This window comes from Alteribacillus persepolensis, assembly GCF_900099605.1.
GTDB lineage: Bacteria > Bacillota > Bacilli > Bacillales > Marinococcaceae > Alteribacillus > Alteribacillus persepolensis.
In genome coordinates, this window is record NZ_FNDK01000018.1 from 48753 (window position 1) to 65376 (window position 16624).

Genomic DNA, 16624 nt, shown 5'->3' on the forward strand with positions numbered 1-16624 from the left:
TCTCTTTTTAACGAAAAAATGCCTGCTGACAACCTCTCCCCCCTTTATTGGATAAAATTTCATATAAACAGGACTTTTTTTTTTGCTGTCAAATAATATAGTATAGAAAAGTACCACCACCATAACCACGAGAAGAGACAAATCGTTTTTTATTTAGTATAATATGAAAGTTGCTGCTTGTATTCTCCAGGCTTTATATTAGAAGGAATTTTCAAACAATTTATTTGTTAGGTGGTGACTGTTATGACAAAGACTCCAGACAATCAAGAAATTTCACAGGACGAGTTGTTAAAAAAATACGACAAAGAGTCTACATACCGTACGAATTTAGGCACATGGGCAATACTTGTCACTGTCATCGGTATTGCATTGACCATCTTTCATTTATGGACAGCTAATAACCCTTACCGCTCGGTTATTCAAGGTGCAATTCACCTTGCCGGGGGCATGTCCCTGATTTTTTTGTTATATCCTGCAAAAAAATCAATGACGAATAAAAAAGGCATCGCCTGGTATGACATTGTCCTTGCTTTCATTGCTTTATTTGCCAATTTTTACATCGTCGTCAATTATGATGATTTGTTCCGAAGCTCTGTAGTGCTGGGCTATGAATGGTTTGATAAAGCAGTAGCTGCTGTGTTTATTGCTCTGCTGCTAGAGGGAACACGCCGTGCTGTCGGCCTTCCTATCGTCATTATTGCACTCGTTGCTGTTGCATACGGTTTATGGGGAAGCGGCATTCCATATTTCGGGCACGCCGGATTTTCGTTTGACCGCCTCATGACAGACCTGGTTTATTCGAGTGAAGCAATTTTTGGTACTCCGATTCAAATATCATCAACGTATATCTATTTGTTTTTATTTTTTGGCGTCATGCTTGTGAAAACGAATATCGGCCAGTTCTTTAATGACCTTGCTTTCGGTGCAACCGGCCGCTTCACTGGCGGAACAGCCAAAGCAGCGGTTTTTGCTTCTGGTATGCAAGGAATGGTGACTGGAAGCTCTGTTGCTAATACAGTCAGTTCCGGCTCTTTCACGATTCCGATGATGAAACGAGCAGGATTCAAACCTGAATTTGCTGCTGCTACAGAAGCGTCTGCTTCTACAGGCGGACAGATTATGCCGCCAATTATGGGCGCTGCTGCGTTTATTATGATTGAAACAATCGGTGTTCCCTATAACGAGATTATTCTCGTCGCACTCATTCCCGCCCTGCTCTACTTTACTGGTGTTTTTATTGGTACACACTTTGAAGCTAGAAAGTTAAAGATATATGGGCTTCCGAAAGAAGAACTGCCTTCTTTCACTCATTTATTAAAAAAGATGGATTTGCTGCTTCCTTTAATTGCTATTCTTTTTATGCTCTATAGCGGCTTCACGCCAACAACAGCGGCGTTGTGGGGGATTTTTGCAGCATTTGCCATCAGCTTTATACGCAGTGAAACAAGACTTTCTATTAAAGATATGCTTTATACATTGGAACAAGGAGCTAGAATTGCGCTGCCTGTTATTGCAGCCTGTGCGACAGCAGGTATTATTGTAGGTATTGTGGTGTTTACTGGTTTAGGTGGTAAAATTGCAAACGGCATTATTGATATCGCCGGCGGAAACTTCTTTCTCGTGATGTTCTTTACCATGATTGCCTGCATTATTCTCGGCATGGGCCTTCCGACTACGGCAAACTATGTGGTTACAGCATCTTTAGCCGCACCGGCGCTCATCGAATTTGGCGTACCGGAAATTGCTGCGCATTTCTTTGTATTCTACTTTGGTATTGTTGCTGACATTACACCGCCTGTTTGTCTGGCAGCTTATGCAGGGGCAGGGATTGCAAGAGCAAACCCAATGAAAGCTGGTGTCACCTCGGTGAAACTGGCCATTGCAGCGTTTGTGATACCGTATATTTTCGTCACCAACCCTGTCTTAGTATTACAAGATGCAACTGTCCAAACATTGATCCCGGCGTTAATTACTGCCTTTATCGGTATGGTTGGTATTAGTGCTGGAATGATTAACTATTTTGTTGTCCAAAACAATATCCTCGAGCGCTTGCTGCTTATCGCCGGAGGTATTATGCTTTTGCTGCCAGAACTGTATATTTCCCTGCCTGGTCTTGGATTGATTGTACTTGTTTACATCATGCAGCGTTTTCGCAAGCATCGTCAGGACTAACAGCCCTCACATACCCATTCTTAACACAAAAGCCGAACAGGGATAGTCCCCGTTCGGCTTTTTTAATCATAAAATACATCAAATGTTTCCCATAAACCTTCTAACTCTTTAAGTCTCGCCTCTACTTTTTTATGTTCTGAACGGGTTACAGCCGTAATCAATGCACTTACAATACTTAAGGGAGCAGAAAATGAATCGATAAACGAGTTAATTTCTGTGGCTGCCAGCAGCTTCCGATCTCCGTACGGAACGAGCGGAGACATTAAGTGGTCGGTCAGCACAAGTGTCTTCGCTCCTCGTGATTTGGCATACTTCAGCACCTCTACTGTACGTTTCGTATAACGAGAAAACCCAAAACCAATGACTAAATCATCAGGCGTTATATCGAGTAAATGTTCCGATACGCCATCCGCTTCACGAACCATTTCTGTGTTTTGCAAGACAAGGTCTAAGTAAAATTCCAGAAAAGAGCCAATGCTTGCTGCACTGCGGTAAGCAATGATGTAAATCCGGTTTGCATGAATAATATCATGTACGGCTGCTTCGAATATTTTTGTGTCCATTTGCTGCAAGGTTTCTTTTAAATTACGCATATCATCCGCCAAAATTTCGCTCACGGCATTTTCGGGCTGGTCGGATTCATCTGTTGTATGCGCAAATACTTCTGCTGACGTCCACTTTCTCTGTAGCGCTTCCTGCAAATGACGCTGCATATCTGGATATCCATTAAAATCCAAAAACACAGCAAAACGAATCACTGTCGCTTCCCCTACTCCGGCATTTTTCGCTAATTTAGATGCCGTCAAGAAAGGAGCTGTTTCTGAATAATTAATTAAATAATTGGCAATTTTCTTTTGTGATTTACTCATTTGGTCTTGCAATTCCATAATACGTTGATAAACATCGCTTTCTAGCATGGCCGTCTCATCCCTTTACACCATCTTTTGTATGAACAGCACCCTGTAAGAAGACGTTCGGCAAGAGCAAAAGAATGTTTATAAAACACATACAAAAATACCGTAAAACGTGTTGTTTTAGGCAGCGAGTACGTGTAACGAAAAAGTAACTACGTTGTACAACAGCATTTCCTGTGATTATACCGAACGAACTCCGAGCTTGAAAGACATGACAGGGTATAAAAAGCACGGGCATGCCAGCGCCTCGACTCCCGCAAGGCTTAAGAGACAAGCAGGAAGTGTTCCGCCACCGCGCCAAGGCGGCCGCAGCTAAGAGAAGTACTGCTCTGCTGCCGCTTTACACTTAAACGGCTCATAGTTGCGCCGGTTATGAAACACGCCCATCTTTCTTCATGTTCTCTTCTTTTCTCAAAAAAAGAGAAAGGGCGGCGGCTGTTTGCAAAAGCTCACCGGTTCTTTCTCTTTTTTGTACTACTAGAAACGAGCTCCTCCATAAACTTCACGCAACACATCATCGTATGCTGTGATTGTCTTATTAATGTCTTCATCCGTGTGTGCTGTAGAAACACTGTAACGGCTCATCGGCTTGATATAAATGCCTTTATTCAACAATCGAAAGTCTATTTCTTTTCGTGTCGCAAGGTCCGTTTGCTGAAGGTCTCGATAGTTTCGTACTTTCCCATCATTATTTAATATTACACTAAATATTGTCCCGATGCCAAGCGCCTCTCCTTTGACACCATATTTTCTCAACGTTTCATTTATACCGTTTTTTAGGGCTTCCGTTCGTTTTAAAGCGGCCCCTAAATCTTTTTCTAAAATATCCAACACGGCCATTCCCGCTGCTAAAATCATTGGGTGTCCATTGTACGTACCACTGTGAAAGAGAACATCCTTTGCCGAAGAGCGTTTGCTCGTTGAACTGTCAAAAACATCAGATCCTTGGGACGCTGCACTGTGCATCATGATTTCTTCTTTTCCACCGACAACCCCGACTGGATAACCACCGCCAATGGCTTTGCCTAGTGTGGTTAAATCAGGCTTTACGCCATATAACGCTTGAGCTCCGCCAAGCCCCATACGGTAGCCGGTTTTTACTTCATCAAAAATCAGCACGATGCCTAATTGTTCTGTTATTGCACGAAGTCCCTTCATAAATGACAGTTCTGCTGGAATAAATCCAGCCTGCACGGGTTCAATCATTACAGCACCGACCTCGTCTTTGTGCTCCGTTAAAATCTGTTTACACGCTTCTAAATTGTTAAATGGTAAGGCAATCGTGTTACGTACGTGTGCCGGATGCATCCCTTTGGACTCTGGCAGAGACTTTGGTGTATCTGCATCGCCAGCGCTTTCTACATTTGGGTTGACACTAATCAGCATTTGATCATACCCGCCATGGTAGTGGCCTTCAAATTTTGCGATTTTATGTTTTCCGGTATGCGCAGCAGCCAATCGCAAAGAAAGCAGCGTTGCTTCCGTGCCGGAATTCGTATAACGGAGTCGTTCCATGCTTGGAAAGTGCTGTTTTAACCTTTTCCCCATTTCCACTTCTAAATAGTGCGGGGTGCCAAACAACCAGGTTCCATCCTGCTCCATTTGATCCATAACGGCTTTTTTCACACGTTCATGCCCATGCCCCGTAACGAGAGAACCATAGCTCATCAAATAATCAATATATTCATTGTCATCCACATCGGTCAATTTTGCCCCTTTTCCATGCTTCATGACAACCGGATGAGGGTCAAAATATTTAATGTTTGCTGTTACTCCCCCCGGCATCACTTGCTGGGCTTCTTCCATAAAACGTTCCGATGACTTGGTTTTCTCTTTGTAATCTAACATTGGATGTTCTACTTTCTGAACGGCCATTTGTCTACTCCTCTTCAACGAATTTTAAACTTCAAAAATAAGTAATTATGAATTGTATTTTTCATTGTAAAGGATAAACAGCTCTTTGTGAAGTATATATTTCATTTTTATAAAATTTGAAGTTTGTACTTCATAATATGAATAACCTCTTTCATTATTTACTTATATTGAATATAAAATATCAAAATGGGCTGCTGCTGAACGTTCAAGGAAACTTTTCCTTCATTTCCTCTTTCCTTTTTAAATTTTTCTTTCTTTTTTGACTATTTTAAAACATCACTGTTATACTTCAACTGAACTGTTTCCAGTGATGGAAAACATAATGGAGAAAGGTGTGGAGTACATGGCACAACCGAAGTACATTACGAAAATTGATCAAATTAAAGAAATTCCGGAAACAGAACGTGAACGGCTGAAAAAAATCACCGAAAAGTTCGTCTTTCGTGTAAATGAGTACTATTTAAGTTTAATTGACTGGGAAGATCCGAATGATCCAATTAAAAACCTCGTCATTCCAAATGAAGGAGAACTTGCCGAGTACGGACGCTGGGATGCTTCTGATGAAGATACCAACTATGCAGCACCAGGCTGTCAACATAAGTATGAAACAACAGCACTTCTTATCTGTTCTGAAGTGTGCGGTGCATACTGCCGTTACTGCTTCCGTAAACGCCTCTTCCGTAACGACGTAAAAGAAGCTATGTCTGATGTAGACCCAGGTCTTGAGTACATCCGCAACCATCCAGAAATTAATAACGTGCTGCTTACCGGTGGGGATCCGTTAATTTTGGCAACAAAAAAACTTCGCTATATTATTGAAGAACTCCGTGATATCCCGCATGTTAAAATTATTCGTATCGGCTCCAAACTTCCTGTCTTCAATCCGATGAGAATTTATGAAGATGAATCATTGCTTGAGCTGATTAAAGAATATTCAACACCGGATAACCGCATTTACATCATGGCTCATGTCAACCATCCGCGTGAAATTACAGATGAAGCGAAAAAAGCGTTTCAAGCGCTCCACGATGCTGGTGCGATTGTCGTCAACCAAACTCCAGTATTAAAGGGTATCAACTCGAATTCAGATGACTTAGCTGAATTGCTGGATAAATTGTCCTGGGCTGGTGTAACACCGTATTATTTCTTTATTAACCGTCCAGTTGCCGGTAATAATGATTTTGTTCTTACCTTGAAAGAAGCATACGATGCGGTAGAAAAAGCAAAAGCAAAAACGAGCGGCCTTGGAAAACGTATTAGACTCTCTATGAGTCACACATCTGGAAAAATTGAAATTCTTGCTATTGAAGATGGCAAAGCGTATTTAAAATACCATCAGTCCCGCGACGGACAATATGGAAAGTTTATGGTACTTGATTGCCCGGATGACGCTGCTTGGTTTGATGACCTTCCTGGCAATGAACAACATTGGAAAAAACCCGAAAAGAAAATCGAGGAAGTTGTATCTGTTAACAAAATGCCGGATATGCCGCAAAAGCGCAAAAGAAGAGCAGCTGCTTCCAAATAATGCCTGCATTAATATTTCGTTGGACTTGGCACAAAGCCAAGTCCAATTTCGTATAAAAACAAACAGCCGGTGCTTCAGCGGAATTTTCTTTTTCAGCTATTCTCTCTTGTTTGCTTTTTTCATGTTACACTGTCATAAGAAATTAACAGAAAGGTGTCTGTCATGTTTCGATTTTATTTGATCCTGATTTTATGTATCTTGCTGACAAGCTGTTCATCATCCCCCTCTTCTGACGGACGCCAATCAACGCAAGCAGAGCAAACGTCGTTTTCCCTCGATCATTACACGATTCAATTTGAAACAGTAAAAAAAACAACTGCTGCGAATAAAAACGGATTCTTTTTGCATTTCACGGTGCGGGCAAGTGATCAAAGCAGAAACCTTGTCCCTGCTTCATTTTCGTTCATGTTTCCTGAACAAATCACAGATGATATGGGAAATGAATACAACCGGTTCCAAGAAACAATCGCAAAGCGCGATAAAACAGACCATCATATTCTTCATGTGCACCAATTTTATCGTGGAAAACCCGCCCCTGACAGCACCCGGTTATATGTTACCTGGCAGCTAAAAAAAGAGTCTCAGACAACAGTGGTGTTTGAAAATGTCACCAAAGACATGCTGCCAGTTACACGTGACGAACTCACACTGCAAACATTAGACTTACAAGACAATCAACTAACGATTCGAGCAGAAGACATGTGGGATGCAAGCGGATTGACATGGCGCCTTTTGATGGATGATGAAAACATCCGCCCGCTGTTTTCAGAAACAGACAGCGATGAGCGCTCCTTTCACGGTCAGTATCGATTTGCTGTAACTCCTGCTTCCCCCTATACTCTGACAGCCAAACGGACTTCCTCTCCTGATATGCTGACATGGGAGTTTCCCTTTGTCCTAACGCTTGATAAATAATAAATCTGTATCAAAAGGGCATAAAAATGACCTTTGGACGCCCCTTTTTGGTTCTATAAGATTCGTTAAGGATTGCTTATATTCTCTTCTAGGAATGGCTCTTCCTATTCTCTTGCTGCAGGCAAGACTTCAGCTGACCAGCAGAAAATCACCGCCGGTGAACCTTCAGCGCTTGCTTCGACGCGGCAGAACATGCTAGTGCCGGCACACGATGTGGCTGGTCTTAACCGACGCCCCACAAGCGTCTCATTTGATTGCCATTCAAGGGTGTTAAAATGAAAAATAGCTCCTATCGTTCTTTCGCCATTTGATTTAAAACTCCCTTTTCATGTTACATATGCAAAAAATCGCCGCTTTTCGTATAATGAAGGCACTCAGCCACTGCATAAACGAAAGCAGGCGATTTGTCATGAGTAACCAAAAGGCTACTTTCCAATATTGCACCATAAATAAGTTGTATCTTTCTATGGATTTTTCCAATCAGCAGCTTTTAACTCAGCCCCCACTACATCTTTTCTTTTATACATTTCATATCCTCCGCTGCTTATCGACACTATTTTCGACGCTTCGAGGATTTGTGAAGGCATTTCCTAGGAAATAGTCTTCTTCCCCGCAGAAAAAGCAGCTGGATAGTGAGGTGTGCCGCTTCGCAGACTTGTTAGATATTCACCCTAATACTGCTTTATCATTTGCCATTTTCTCACCGCGAATGTGCTGGAATTCATCTAGTAACTTTTCAATCGTCAACGCTTCTTTTTCTTGTCCCTCTACATCAAGAATAATTTGTCCTTTATCCATCATAATTAACCGGTTGCCCAAATCCAATGCTTGCTGCATGTTATGCGTTACCATGAGCGTTGTTAGCTGAAACTTATCAACAATATCAGCCGTAATATCCGTAATCAGTTCCGCTCGGGACGGATCCAGCGCTGCTGTATGTTCATCTAAAAGAAGGATATTTGGTTCAGTAAACGTTGCCATTAACAAGGACAACGCCTGCCTTTCTCCCCCTGATAACAATCCAACTTTCGCCGTTAACCGATCTTCTAATCCCAGGTTCAATGTTTCCAAGTGTTCTTTAAATAACGTTTTTCGCTTTTTATTCACACCGGGCTTTAAACCGCGCTTTTTATTGCGGGCAAAGGCCATCGCCAAATTTTCTTCAATTGTCATCGATGGAGCCGTTCCTGCCATCGGGTCTTGAAAGACTCTGCCAATCAACTGTGAACGCTGATACTCTTGCAGATGTGTCACTTGCTTATCATCAATAACAACATCGCCGGTATCTGGCAAGAGCGAACCAGAAATGACATTCATTAATGTCGATTTACCGGCACCGTTGCTTCCAATAACGGTTAGAAAATCGCCATGACCAAGCTGCAAGTCAACGTGCTGCAATGCTTTCTTTTCATCCATGGTTCCTTCATTAAACGTTAATGATATATGATTTAACTCCAGCATTCCCCTCTCTCCTTTCTACTTCCCTGCCATAGTCGCTATCTCCTTGCGTTTACGGAGCCTTCGCCGTTTTTCACGCTGTGCGTCTAATAATTTCGGAGTGACTAGTGCAGCTACGACAATGATCGCTGTAATCAGTTTCATGTCTCCTGTTTCTAAAAAATCAACCCGAAGTGCCATCGATACGACAATTCGATAAATGATGGCTCCGCCAATAACAGCAAGCGTCGTTCGTGCAATGGATTTTGTTCCAAATAATGCTTCCCCGATAATCACAGAAGCCAGGCCGATAATAATCATTCCAATACCCATACCAGCGTCAGCAAATCCGCCGTGCTGAGCAATTAACGCACCAGACAATGCTACAAATGCGTTAGAGATGCCCACTCCAACAATAATGAGTATATCGGTATTGGCAGAAAAGCTGCGTATCATTTTTTTGTTATCACCAGTGGCCCGCAATGCAAGACCTACTTCGGTTTTCAAAAAATAATCGGTCACAAATTTAATTATTAGTGTAATGATCAGGGCAAAAAATATAACCGCCCACGTTCTCGGGGAGCTCTCTATGCCCAGCCAAGCAATTATCGCATGAAACGGCGCACTTAAGTTCAAGCTTTCCCAAAGTGATACAACCGGTGTAAAGACGGTTGATTCATTCAAAAGCGGAATATTGGACTGCCCCATAATGCGCAAATTAATCGAGTACAGGGCAATCATCATCAGAATCCCCGATAAAAGCGGATTGATTTTTCCTTTTGTATGCAAAAGCCCCGTTACACATCCAGCTATAAAACCCGCGGCAACCGCTGTAATTGTTGCTGTCAGCGGTGACTGGCCGTTTACAATCATCACTGCAGCAACGGCTGCTCCCGTAACAAAACTTCCATCTACTGTTAAGTCAGGAAAATCAAGCACTCGAAATGTAATATACACGCCCAGTGCCATTAATGCGTAGATAATCCCAGACTCTACTGCACCAAATATCGATACAAACATACCTCTGACTCCCCCATTCTGCCTAAACAAAAGGCTTGGCCTGTTACTCCCTTTGGAGATGGCCAAGCCTGCTGCGTTTACTCGTTGATAAATTCTGCACTTTCTTCCCAATCTTCATGAATCTCGATGCCTTGTGCTTCTGCTGCTTCTTTATTAATAATCAAATTAATGTTTTCTGGATATTCTGCTGGGATGTCTGACGGCGTTTGTTCCCCGCTTAGAATATCGGCTGCCATCTCTCCAGCACGATAGCCAATGGCACGGTAGTCAATACCATACGCTGCAAAAGCACCGCGCTCCAGTGAATCCGCTTCTCCTGCGAACAGCGGAATACCTTGTGTTTCTGCTATACCAACAACCGTCTCTAATGCAGAGACTACTGTATTGTCGGTCACGATATACATGGCATCTACTTCCCCAACTAACGATTCAGCTGCCTGCTGCACCTCAGCAGACGATGACACACTTCTTGTTGTCATCTCTAAATCCGTACCTTCCATTGCTGCTTCTACTTCTTCAATTTGTGACACCGAGTTCTGCTCACCAGAGTTATAAATCATGCCAACATTTGCTTCTGGAAAATAATCAGCAATAAATTCAACCGTTTTTTGGATACCTTCTGGATGTAAATCCATCACACCTGTCACCAATTCGCTTGGTGTTTCCAACTCTTCAATTAAGCCAGCTTCCACTGCATCGGTCACAGACGTGAATACAATCGGTGTGTCAGTGCTTGCTTGCAGTGCTGCTTGTGCACTTGGTGTTGAATTAGCAAAGATTAAATCAACGTCATCTGCAATAAAATTGTTCGCAATCGTTACGGTGTTGTTTTGGTCATTTTGCGCGTTCTGATAATCATATTCAATGTTTTCTCCTTCGGTGTATCCTTCATCTTCCAAAGCTTCTTTAAACCCTGCATATGCTTCATCTAAAGAAGGATGTTCGACAATTTGTGTCGCTCCGACAACGACTGGCTCTTCTGTATCTCCTTCAGCCGCCTCTTCTTCTCCTTCATTGGAAGCATCTTCATCATTCCCTGATCCACACGCTGTCAGAACGGTTATTGAAAGCGCTCCGCCAAGCAGCAGCTGCAGCCACCTTTTTTTCATTATTTTTCCCCCTTGTTATATGTATAAATTTTTCTAATAGTTACATTTATCTTAAATTATTCTACAAAAATTGTAAACTATCTTTTTTTTCTGCATTAAAGCGTTTCAGGAACAAAACGTATTCCCCTGTGAAACAGGTTTTATATAGTTTATTAGAGGTATTACCACCTCCTTCCTTCTGGCAGGATAAAGCTTTTGCTGCTCCTTTTCCTGCAGTCGTCTTCCCTGCTCACTGAGTCTCTATGGCAGCAGCCGGCGTTTTTATTCTTTTATCCTTTAACAGAGATAACCGTTCCTAAAGTGAAAAAAGGCTGCCTCAAGGAAAAATCCTTGTAAGACAGCCTTTCTAATCCTTATTCTGATTCTGCTGTTATATCTACACGTACAGCCGGCAGTTCTGTACCGGATGCCGCCTGTGTATCATTTTCAATCTGCGGCTTCCATTCTGACTCGTAGATTTGGCGAAAATCAAGCCTAGCTCGGTTGGAAAACACACCATTTCCTGTAATATAATCGTTATACTCATTTACAAGCGCCTCTTCATCTGTGATGGTAAATGTAAGTGTATACAAATCACCGTCTATTTCGTCTTCAACAGAATACCCGTAATCATACAAACGTTCAAGGACAGCATAGTCTCCAAATGGAACAACGACAGCTTGAGTGGTATGGACACGTTCACTTTCTCCTGCTGTCAGCACACGCTCTCCTTCTGAGGCTCTATCGGTAAACACATTCGCTGTATAAAGGTATACCAGCCCCATCACCACAGCCAACCCAAGAGAAGCTGCCCGTTCTAGTACTTTTTGATGCTTATCCCGTTTTTTTAGAACAGAATGAAGCAGCCATCCTGTTAGAAAAGCGACAGCTAGTATGACAATCGATAGTAGTAAATAAAACAACCACGGTTCAAACGTCCATATCATGTCTATCATCCTTTTATAGAGCTCGATATTTTCTTTGCTGGCACCCGCCAACAGAAGAAATGAAAGCCGCACATATGATATCATATTCCTAGCATTTTTTGCGAAACATGCGTCACATACAAAGGAGAGATTTTGTTTGAATGTTATTGCAGCAACTTTAAACGCAAAATATATCCATACTTGCCTGGCTTTGCGTTATTTAAAAGCATTTGCCGAACCAGATTTTCCAGTTGAGATAGCAGAATATACAATTAAAGATCCGGCCATGAACATTGTCACCGACTTGTATGAAAGAAAGCCGGATGTAGTAGGTTTTTCTTGCTATATTTGGAATATCGAAGAGACGATAGAAGTTGTATCAATGCTGAAAAAAATTGATCCAGCACTTACTATTGTCCTCGGCGGACCAGAAGTTTCCTATGACACTGACTATTGGATGAAACGTCTTCCTGAAGTAGATTTCATCGTCATGGGAGAGGGCGAAGAAACGTTTAAACATTTATTAGAAGAGCTAAGTGGAGAGAAAAAGTTTCATATGGTATTTGGCACAGCTTATCGCAAAGATGGCAAAGTGCGTATCAATCCGCCGCGGCCGAAAGTAGAACTTGCGGATGTCCCAAGTCCGTACCGCTTCCAAGAAGACACCGATGCATTATCTAAGCGCATTACGTATTTTGAGACAAGCCGCGGCTGTCCGTTTAGCTGTCAGTTCTGCTTGTCATCGATTGAAAACGGCGTTCGTTATTTTGATATAGAAAAAGTGAAAAGTGATTTGCTTTATTTAATTGAAAATGGAGCAAAAATGATTAAATTTGTCGATCGTACGTTTAATATTCAGCGTGAATATGCCAGAGAGATTTTTCAGTTTCTTATCGATAACCACCAAGGCTGCCAGTTTCAATTTGAAATAACAGCAGATATTATGCCGCCGGAACTATTGCAGTTTTTAAATGACCATGCTCCGCCAGGAATTTTTCGGTTTGAAATAGGCGTACAGTCTACTAATGATGCAACCAATAAATTAGTCAAACGCCACCAAAACTTAAAAAAGCTGGAGCGTACTGTCACGATGGTAAAAGAAGGCGGAAAAATCGATCAGCATCTCGATTTAATCGCTGGACTTCCTGAAGAAGACTACGACCGGTTCAAGCAAACATTTAACGATGTATTTGCAATGGAGCCCGAAGAACTGCAGCTTGGATTTTTAAAAATGCTGCGCGGGACAGGACTTCGCATCCAAGCAGAGGACTACGGGTATGTATACATGGACAATGCTCCATATGAAATGCTAAGCAACAACGTCCTCAGCTTTGCAGATATCGCCCGTATTAAACGAGTGGAAGATATCTTAGAGAAGTATTGGAATGACCATCGCATGGATCACACGATTGAATACTTAGTGACGCATTGTTTTCCTACTGCTTTTGATTTTTTCCAAGAGTTTGGTGACTATTGGCATGAAAAAGGCTGGGGCCGGATTGGACATCAGCTCGAAGATTTATTTTTGCGCCTTGAAGAGTTTTTAACGTATAAAAATATTGAAAATATCGATATAATCAAGGGCTTGATGACCTATGATTACTATCTCCATCAAAAACACCGCCCTCGCAAAACATGGACGGCACCGGTTCTCTCCAAAGAGGAACAAACCGATTTAGCCCGATTGTTTGCTAACTATCCGGAGATTGTACATTTGCCGGTAACACTGAAAAAACAGGATTGGCAAAAACATACGGTCAGCGAATTGCTTCCATTCTCGCTTAAAACGTATATAGAAACAGGAAACATTGTCAAACACCAAGAATTGCTGCTTATACATTATGATGTCAAAAATCAAACAAAGACGACACGATTTATTCCTTATCACACGATTGAACAGAGCTTGCCTGCTGTTCCATAACGTCATAAGTAAGCACATGGCCTGGCTTTGCAGCTTCAAAGAAAAGCGCAAGCGCCGTGCTCACGAGCGACAAGTCCTGGAGGGCCGGCTTATGGAAAACTGACCTTTGCTTTCCATGGACGGACCGAAGGAACCTCGAGCGAGTAGGCGCTTGCGCTGGACAAAGAAAACGCCAAACTTTTATCCTTTCTTACCTTATGAAAAATGACAACGGCCCTTTCCCGTTTTCATCGGGAGGGCTGCTGTCCTATCACTTGAAATGATGGCTGGGGCTGTTATCTTTAGGAACATGAAGGGTTAACACGCCGTCATTGTGTGTGACAGTCATTTCTTCACCACGGATGGCACCGAGGTAGATTTTTTTATAAAAATGTCCAAATTGAGCTGTCTGTTCATAGTACCCTTCACTTTCCACCATATTTCTTTCATCATGCACCGCTTGAATAAGCACATACTGACGGCCGTATTCAACCTGAATGCCATCACGCTGAAATCCTGGCAGCACCACTTGTACAGTATAGCTGTCTGCCTCTTCCACTACTTGGACGTTAAAACCATCTTCCATATGTTGAAGCATAGCAAACATATCACGTGGACATACATGCTCGAATGCATCATTTACTGCCTCTATCCATTGAGGATACCAATTTGGTTTCTTGTACATCATGATCCCCCTTTCCTGAGGTATCATATGAACAAATGTCTGTATTATTATCCGCTCCTGCCTATTCTCTTCCCCATAAAAACTCCGGGAGGACGGGCGTTTTATAACACTGAAAAACTACCAGCCGTTACTCTTTCATGCAGTTGAACATTCCTGGAACAAAAATATTTGCCATAACGATTTTCCTATTTCTGAATAAAATAAAAGTATAAAAGGAAGCATGTTTTCACAAAATAATAATGTAAGCGGATTCAAATAATCAGGAGGTGAAAACATGGGATTGTTCTCTTCCATTAAACAATGGCAGGAAAATCGCAAGCAAAAGTATATTGCAGACATGCAAGCAAAAGGAGTCTGTCCTGATTGCCGCGGCAGAGGTTTTGATTTATATTATCCAGTAGAATATTATAATACGTCTCCATCCATTGAGTGTCAGGGGTGTAATGGAAGCGGGTTGTTTTCCGACTGGGCCAGCCAAATAAAATAACGACGGCCTAGGCGGCAGACCACCCGCCGCCATTCTCCTGTATATCATAAGCCATCGGCCTGTACCGCTTTTCTTTTTTCAGCATTTCCACCTCTCTCGTTTACGGCCATTCCTTTTCTCTAATTTATACTGCCTTCGATCACCTTTTTCATCGAAAACACTTTGCTGTCCCTGCTTTCCCATTGTCTTCTCTTTGTTTATTCACAGCACCAAGCCCTGCATTCTTTCGCTTTTATCATGATTTCTGCTGTATTCTACTACATATTCTTGTATCTTGTCTCATATATTGGAGTAATTATTTTGGAATATATTTCCATAATAAAAGAAGGAGGTTCTAATGAGCCAACACTACTCTTGGGAAGACATTCAACAGATGCAAGAATGGTTCGCAGACCAAAAACAAACAGATCCCTACCCTATGTATCCGAATTATGGAAACATCACGCGTTACGAAGAAGCAGCGGTCACTGTCCCTGAACAGCGTCAATTCAAGCATCCAGGCGTTGAAAAATGGATGGTGCCAAAACCTATCGTGGAAAATCCCCACTATCAAGGCAGCAGGAAATTGCTGGATAAATCTATTCTCATTACCGGCGGAGACAGTGGTATTGGTGCTGCAGCGGCTATTGCTTTTGCCAAGGAAGGCGCAAATGTTGCTGTATCTTATCTCAATGAGCATGAAGACGCGGAAAGAACTAAAGAGAGAATCGAAGAATTGGACAGACAATGCGTGCTTTTACCTGGAGATGTCAGCAGTACCTCTCATTGCGAAGAATTAGTCAAACAAACGGTTGACGCATTTGGAGGACTCGACGTGCTGGTCAATCATGTAGGTATTCAATTTCAACAGACCAGTCTTACCGATATTAGCGATGAACAGCTGCACGAAACGTTTAAAGTGAATGTGTTTTCTCACTTTTACACAACGAGAGCAGCTCTTCCTTATATGAAAGCCGGTGCTTCCATTATTAACACATCATCAGTCGTCGCTTATGCTGGAAATGAACAGCTCATTGATTATACATCGACTAAAGCGGCAAATGTAGGATTCACACGTGCATTAGCTAATAATTTGGTGAAACAAGGCATTCGTGTCAATGCCGTGGCTCCCGGCCGCGTATGGACACCGCTCATTCCTGCCAGTTTTTCCGCTGATGAAGTAACACAAGTCCATAATCCAATGAATCGCCAAGGACAGCCGTTTGAACTTGCTCCAGCCTATGTTTACCTAGCTAGTGATGATTCTCGGTTTGTTACCGGCCAGGTTCTGCACGTAAACGGCGGCGAAGCTGTGGAATAATGATAGAAAGGTGGATGCACATGGATTATATGTATGATCCTAATATGCGTTTGCTGATGATAAACAAACCAATAGAAAAAGTAAACATTCACTATAACAAGTTTACCATTCCAGTTCCCGATATCTCTTCCCGTCCCCCATACTACGCCCATTCTTCTTATGAAGCTTTTTTCCCCGTTATATAATTAGAAAAGCGCAAGCTCCTTGAAAAAAGGGACGTTCGTCTGCGGAGAAGGAACTTCTGGAAGGGGCTTCAATAAGGTGCTTCTGTAAAGATGCTTCTGTAAAGATGCTTCTACTAAGAACGCACACGTCCTGTGTGCAACGTAGAAGTCACCACTTCCTGTGGAAGCACGTCCTGTGGCGGGCGTTGAAGT

The 16624-nt window shown here is 42.3% G+C and carries 14 protein-coding genes; 7 read left to right on the top strand and 7 right to left on the bottom strand.

Features of this window, described 5'->3' with window-relative positions:
* Positions 1-243: 243 nt before the first annotated feature.
* Positions 244-2172 carry a TRAP transporter permease gene (locus BLT18_RS13110; RefSeq protein WP_091274884.1) on the top strand — a complete coding sequence of 643 codons (1929 nt, stop codon included), beginning with the start codon at positions 244-246 and terminating at the stop codon, positions 2170-2172.
* A gap of 62 nt (positions 2173-2234) precedes the next feature.
* On the opposite strand, the gene BLT18_RS13115 is transcribed toward BLT18_RS13110, so the two are convergent.
* Together BLT18_RS13115 and BLT18_RS13120 are read right to left on the bottom strand one after the other, a co-directional pair.
* Complete coding sequence (locus BLT18_RS13115) at positions 2235-3089, bottom strand: MurR/RpiR family transcriptional regulator (RefSeq protein WP_091274887.1); 855 nt, start codon at positions 3087-3089, stop codon at positions 2235-2237.
* Positions 3090-3563: 474 nt separating this feature from the next.
* Positions 3564-4961 carry an aspartate aminotransferase family protein gene (locus BLT18_RS13120; protein WP_091274889.1) on the bottom strand — a complete coding sequence of 466 codons (1398 nt, stop codon included), beginning with the start codon at positions 4959-4961 and terminating at the stop codon, positions 3564-3566.
* A 343-nt stretch (positions 4962-5304) separates the two neighbouring features.
* On the opposite strand from BLT18_RS13120, the gene BLT18_RS13125 reads away from it, so the two are divergent.
* Positions 5305-6489 (top strand): KamA family radical SAM protein, encoded by a 1185-nt coding sequence (locus BLT18_RS13125; RefSeq protein ID WP_091274892.1) that lies wholly within the window; start codon positions 5305-5307, stop codon positions 6487-6489.
* A 162-nt stretch (positions 6490-6651) separates the two neighbouring features.
* Positions 6652-7404 carry a hypothetical protein gene (locus BLT18_RS13130; protein WP_091274894.1) on the top strand — a complete coding sequence of 251 codons (753 nt, stop codon included), beginning with the start codon at positions 6652-6654 and terminating at the stop codon, positions 7402-7404.
* Between the two features lie 666 nt (positions 7405-8070).
* On the opposite strand, the gene BLT18_RS13135 is transcribed toward BLT18_RS13130, so the two are convergent.
* The 4 genes from BLT18_RS13135 to BLT18_RS13150 form a co-directional block, all read right to left on the bottom strand.
* Positions 8071-8865 carry an ABC transporter ATP-binding protein gene (locus tag BLT18_RS13135; RefSeq protein ID WP_091274898.1) on the bottom strand — a complete coding sequence of 265 codons (795 nt, stop codon included), beginning with the start codon at positions 8863-8865 and terminating at the stop codon, positions 8071-8073.
* A 15-nt stretch (positions 8866-8880) separates the two neighbouring features.
* On the bottom strand, positions 8881-9861 hold the full coding sequence (locus tag BLT18_RS13140; RefSeq protein ID WP_091274901.1) for an ABC transporter permease: 981 nt from the start codon (positions 9859-9861) through the stop codon (positions 8881-8883).
* Positions 9862-9938: 77 nt separating this feature from the next.
* A complete protein-coding gene (locus tag BLT18_RS13145) occupies positions 9939-10970 on the bottom strand; it encodes an ABC transporter substrate-binding protein (protein WP_091274904.1) in 1032 nt (343 codons plus the stop codon).
* Between the two features lie 353 nt (positions 10971-11323).
* Positions 11324-11896, bottom strand: coding sequence for a hypothetical protein (locus tag BLT18_RS13150; RefSeq protein WP_139184739.1), 573 nt, complete (start codon positions 11894-11896; stop codon positions 11324-11326).
* A gap of 136 nt (positions 11897-12032) precedes the next feature.
* On the opposite strand from BLT18_RS13150, the gene BLT18_RS13155 reads away from it, so the two are divergent.
* Positions 12033-13796 (top strand): B12-binding domain-containing radical SAM protein, encoded by a 1764-nt coding sequence (locus BLT18_RS13155; RefSeq protein ID WP_091274912.1) that lies wholly within the window; start codon positions 12033-12035, stop codon positions 13794-13796.
* A 250-nt stretch (positions 13797-14046) separates the two neighbouring features.
* Here the strand turns inward: BLT18_RS13155 and BLT18_RS13160 are convergent, their stop codons facing one another.
* The gene (locus tag BLT18_RS13160; protein ID WP_175487508.1) at positions 14047-14460 is read right to left on the bottom strand and encodes an Hsp20/alpha crystallin family protein; all 414 of its coding nucleotides are present in this window, start codon (positions 14458-14460) and stop codon (positions 14047-14049) included.
* Between the two features lie 274 nt (positions 14461-14734).
* On the opposite strand from BLT18_RS13160, the gene BLT18_RS13165 reads away from it, so the two are divergent.
* The 3 genes from BLT18_RS13165 (at position 14735) to BLT18_RS18285 (ending at position 16432) form a co-directional block, all read left to right on the top strand.
* Positions 14735-14947 carry a hypothetical protein gene (locus BLT18_RS13165; RefSeq protein ID WP_091274916.1) on the top strand — a complete coding sequence of 71 codons (213 nt, stop codon included), beginning with the start codon at positions 14735-14737 and terminating at the stop codon, positions 14945-14947.
* A gap of 373 nt (positions 14948-15320) precedes the next feature.
* Positions 15321-16247, top strand: a complete 927-nt coding sequence (locus tag BLT18_RS13170; RefSeq protein ID WP_091274932.1) for an SDR family oxidoreductase — start codon at positions 15321-15323, stop codon at positions 16245-16247.
* A 20-nt stretch (positions 16248-16267) separates the two neighbouring features.
* Positions 16268-16432, top strand: a complete 165-nt coding sequence (locus tag BLT18_RS18285) for a hypothetical protein (RefSeq protein ID WP_175487509.1) — start codon at positions 16268-16270, stop codon at positions 16430-16432.
* Positions 16433-16624: the final 192 nt, after the last annotated feature.

Bases quoted from the DNA above. Each gene is read 5' to 3' on its own strand.
- BLT18_RS13110 (WP_091274884.1), top strand. From the start codon at position 244: ATGACAAAGACTCCAGACAATCAAGAAATTTCACAGGACGAGTTGTTA.
- BLT18_RS13115 (WP_091274887.1), bottom strand. From the start codon at position 3,089: ATGCTAGAAAGCGATGTTTATCAACGTATTATGGAATTGCAAGACCAA.
- BLT18_RS13120 (WP_091274889.1), bottom strand. From the start codon at position 4,961: ATGGCCGTTCAGAAAGTAGAACATCCAATGTTAGATTACAAAGAGAAA.
- BLT18_RS13125 (WP_091274892.1), top strand. From the start codon at position 5,305: ATGGCACAACCGAAGTACATTACGAAAATTGATCAAATTAAAGAAATT.
- BLT18_RS13130 (WP_091274894.1), top strand. From the start codon at position 6,652: ATGTTTCGATTTTATTTGATCCTGATTTTATGTATCTTGCTGACAAGC.
- BLT18_RS13135 (WP_091274898.1), bottom strand. From the start codon at position 8,865: ATGCTGGAGTTAAATCATATATCATTAACGTTTAATGAAGGAACCATG.
- BLT18_RS13140 (WP_091274901.1), bottom strand. From the start codon at position 9,861: ATGTTTGTATCGATATTTGGTGCAGTAGAGTCTGGGATTATCTACGCA.
- BLT18_RS13145 (WP_091274904.1), bottom strand. From the start codon at position 10,970: ATGAAAAAAAGGTGGCTGCAGCTGCTGCTTGGCGGAGCGCTTTCAATA.
- BLT18_RS13150 (WP_139184739.1), bottom strand. From the start codon at position 11,896: ATGATATGGACGTTTGAACCGTGGTTGTTTTATTTACTACTATCGATT.
- BLT18_RS13160 (WP_175487508.1), bottom strand. From the start codon at position 14,460: ATGTACAAGAAACCAAATTGGTATCCTCAATGGATAGAGGCAGTAAAT.
- BLT18_RS13165 (WP_091274916.1), top strand. From the start codon at position 14,735: ATGGGATTGTTCTCTTCCATTAAACAATGGCAGGAAAATCGCAAGCAA.
- BLT18_RS13170 (WP_091274932.1), top strand. From the start codon at position 15,321: ATGCAAGAATGGTTCGCAGACCAAAAACAAACAGATCCCTACCCTATG.
- BLT18_RS18285 (WP_175487509.1), top strand. From the start codon at position 16,268: ATGGATTATATGTATGATCCTAATATGCGTTTGCTGATGATAAACAAA.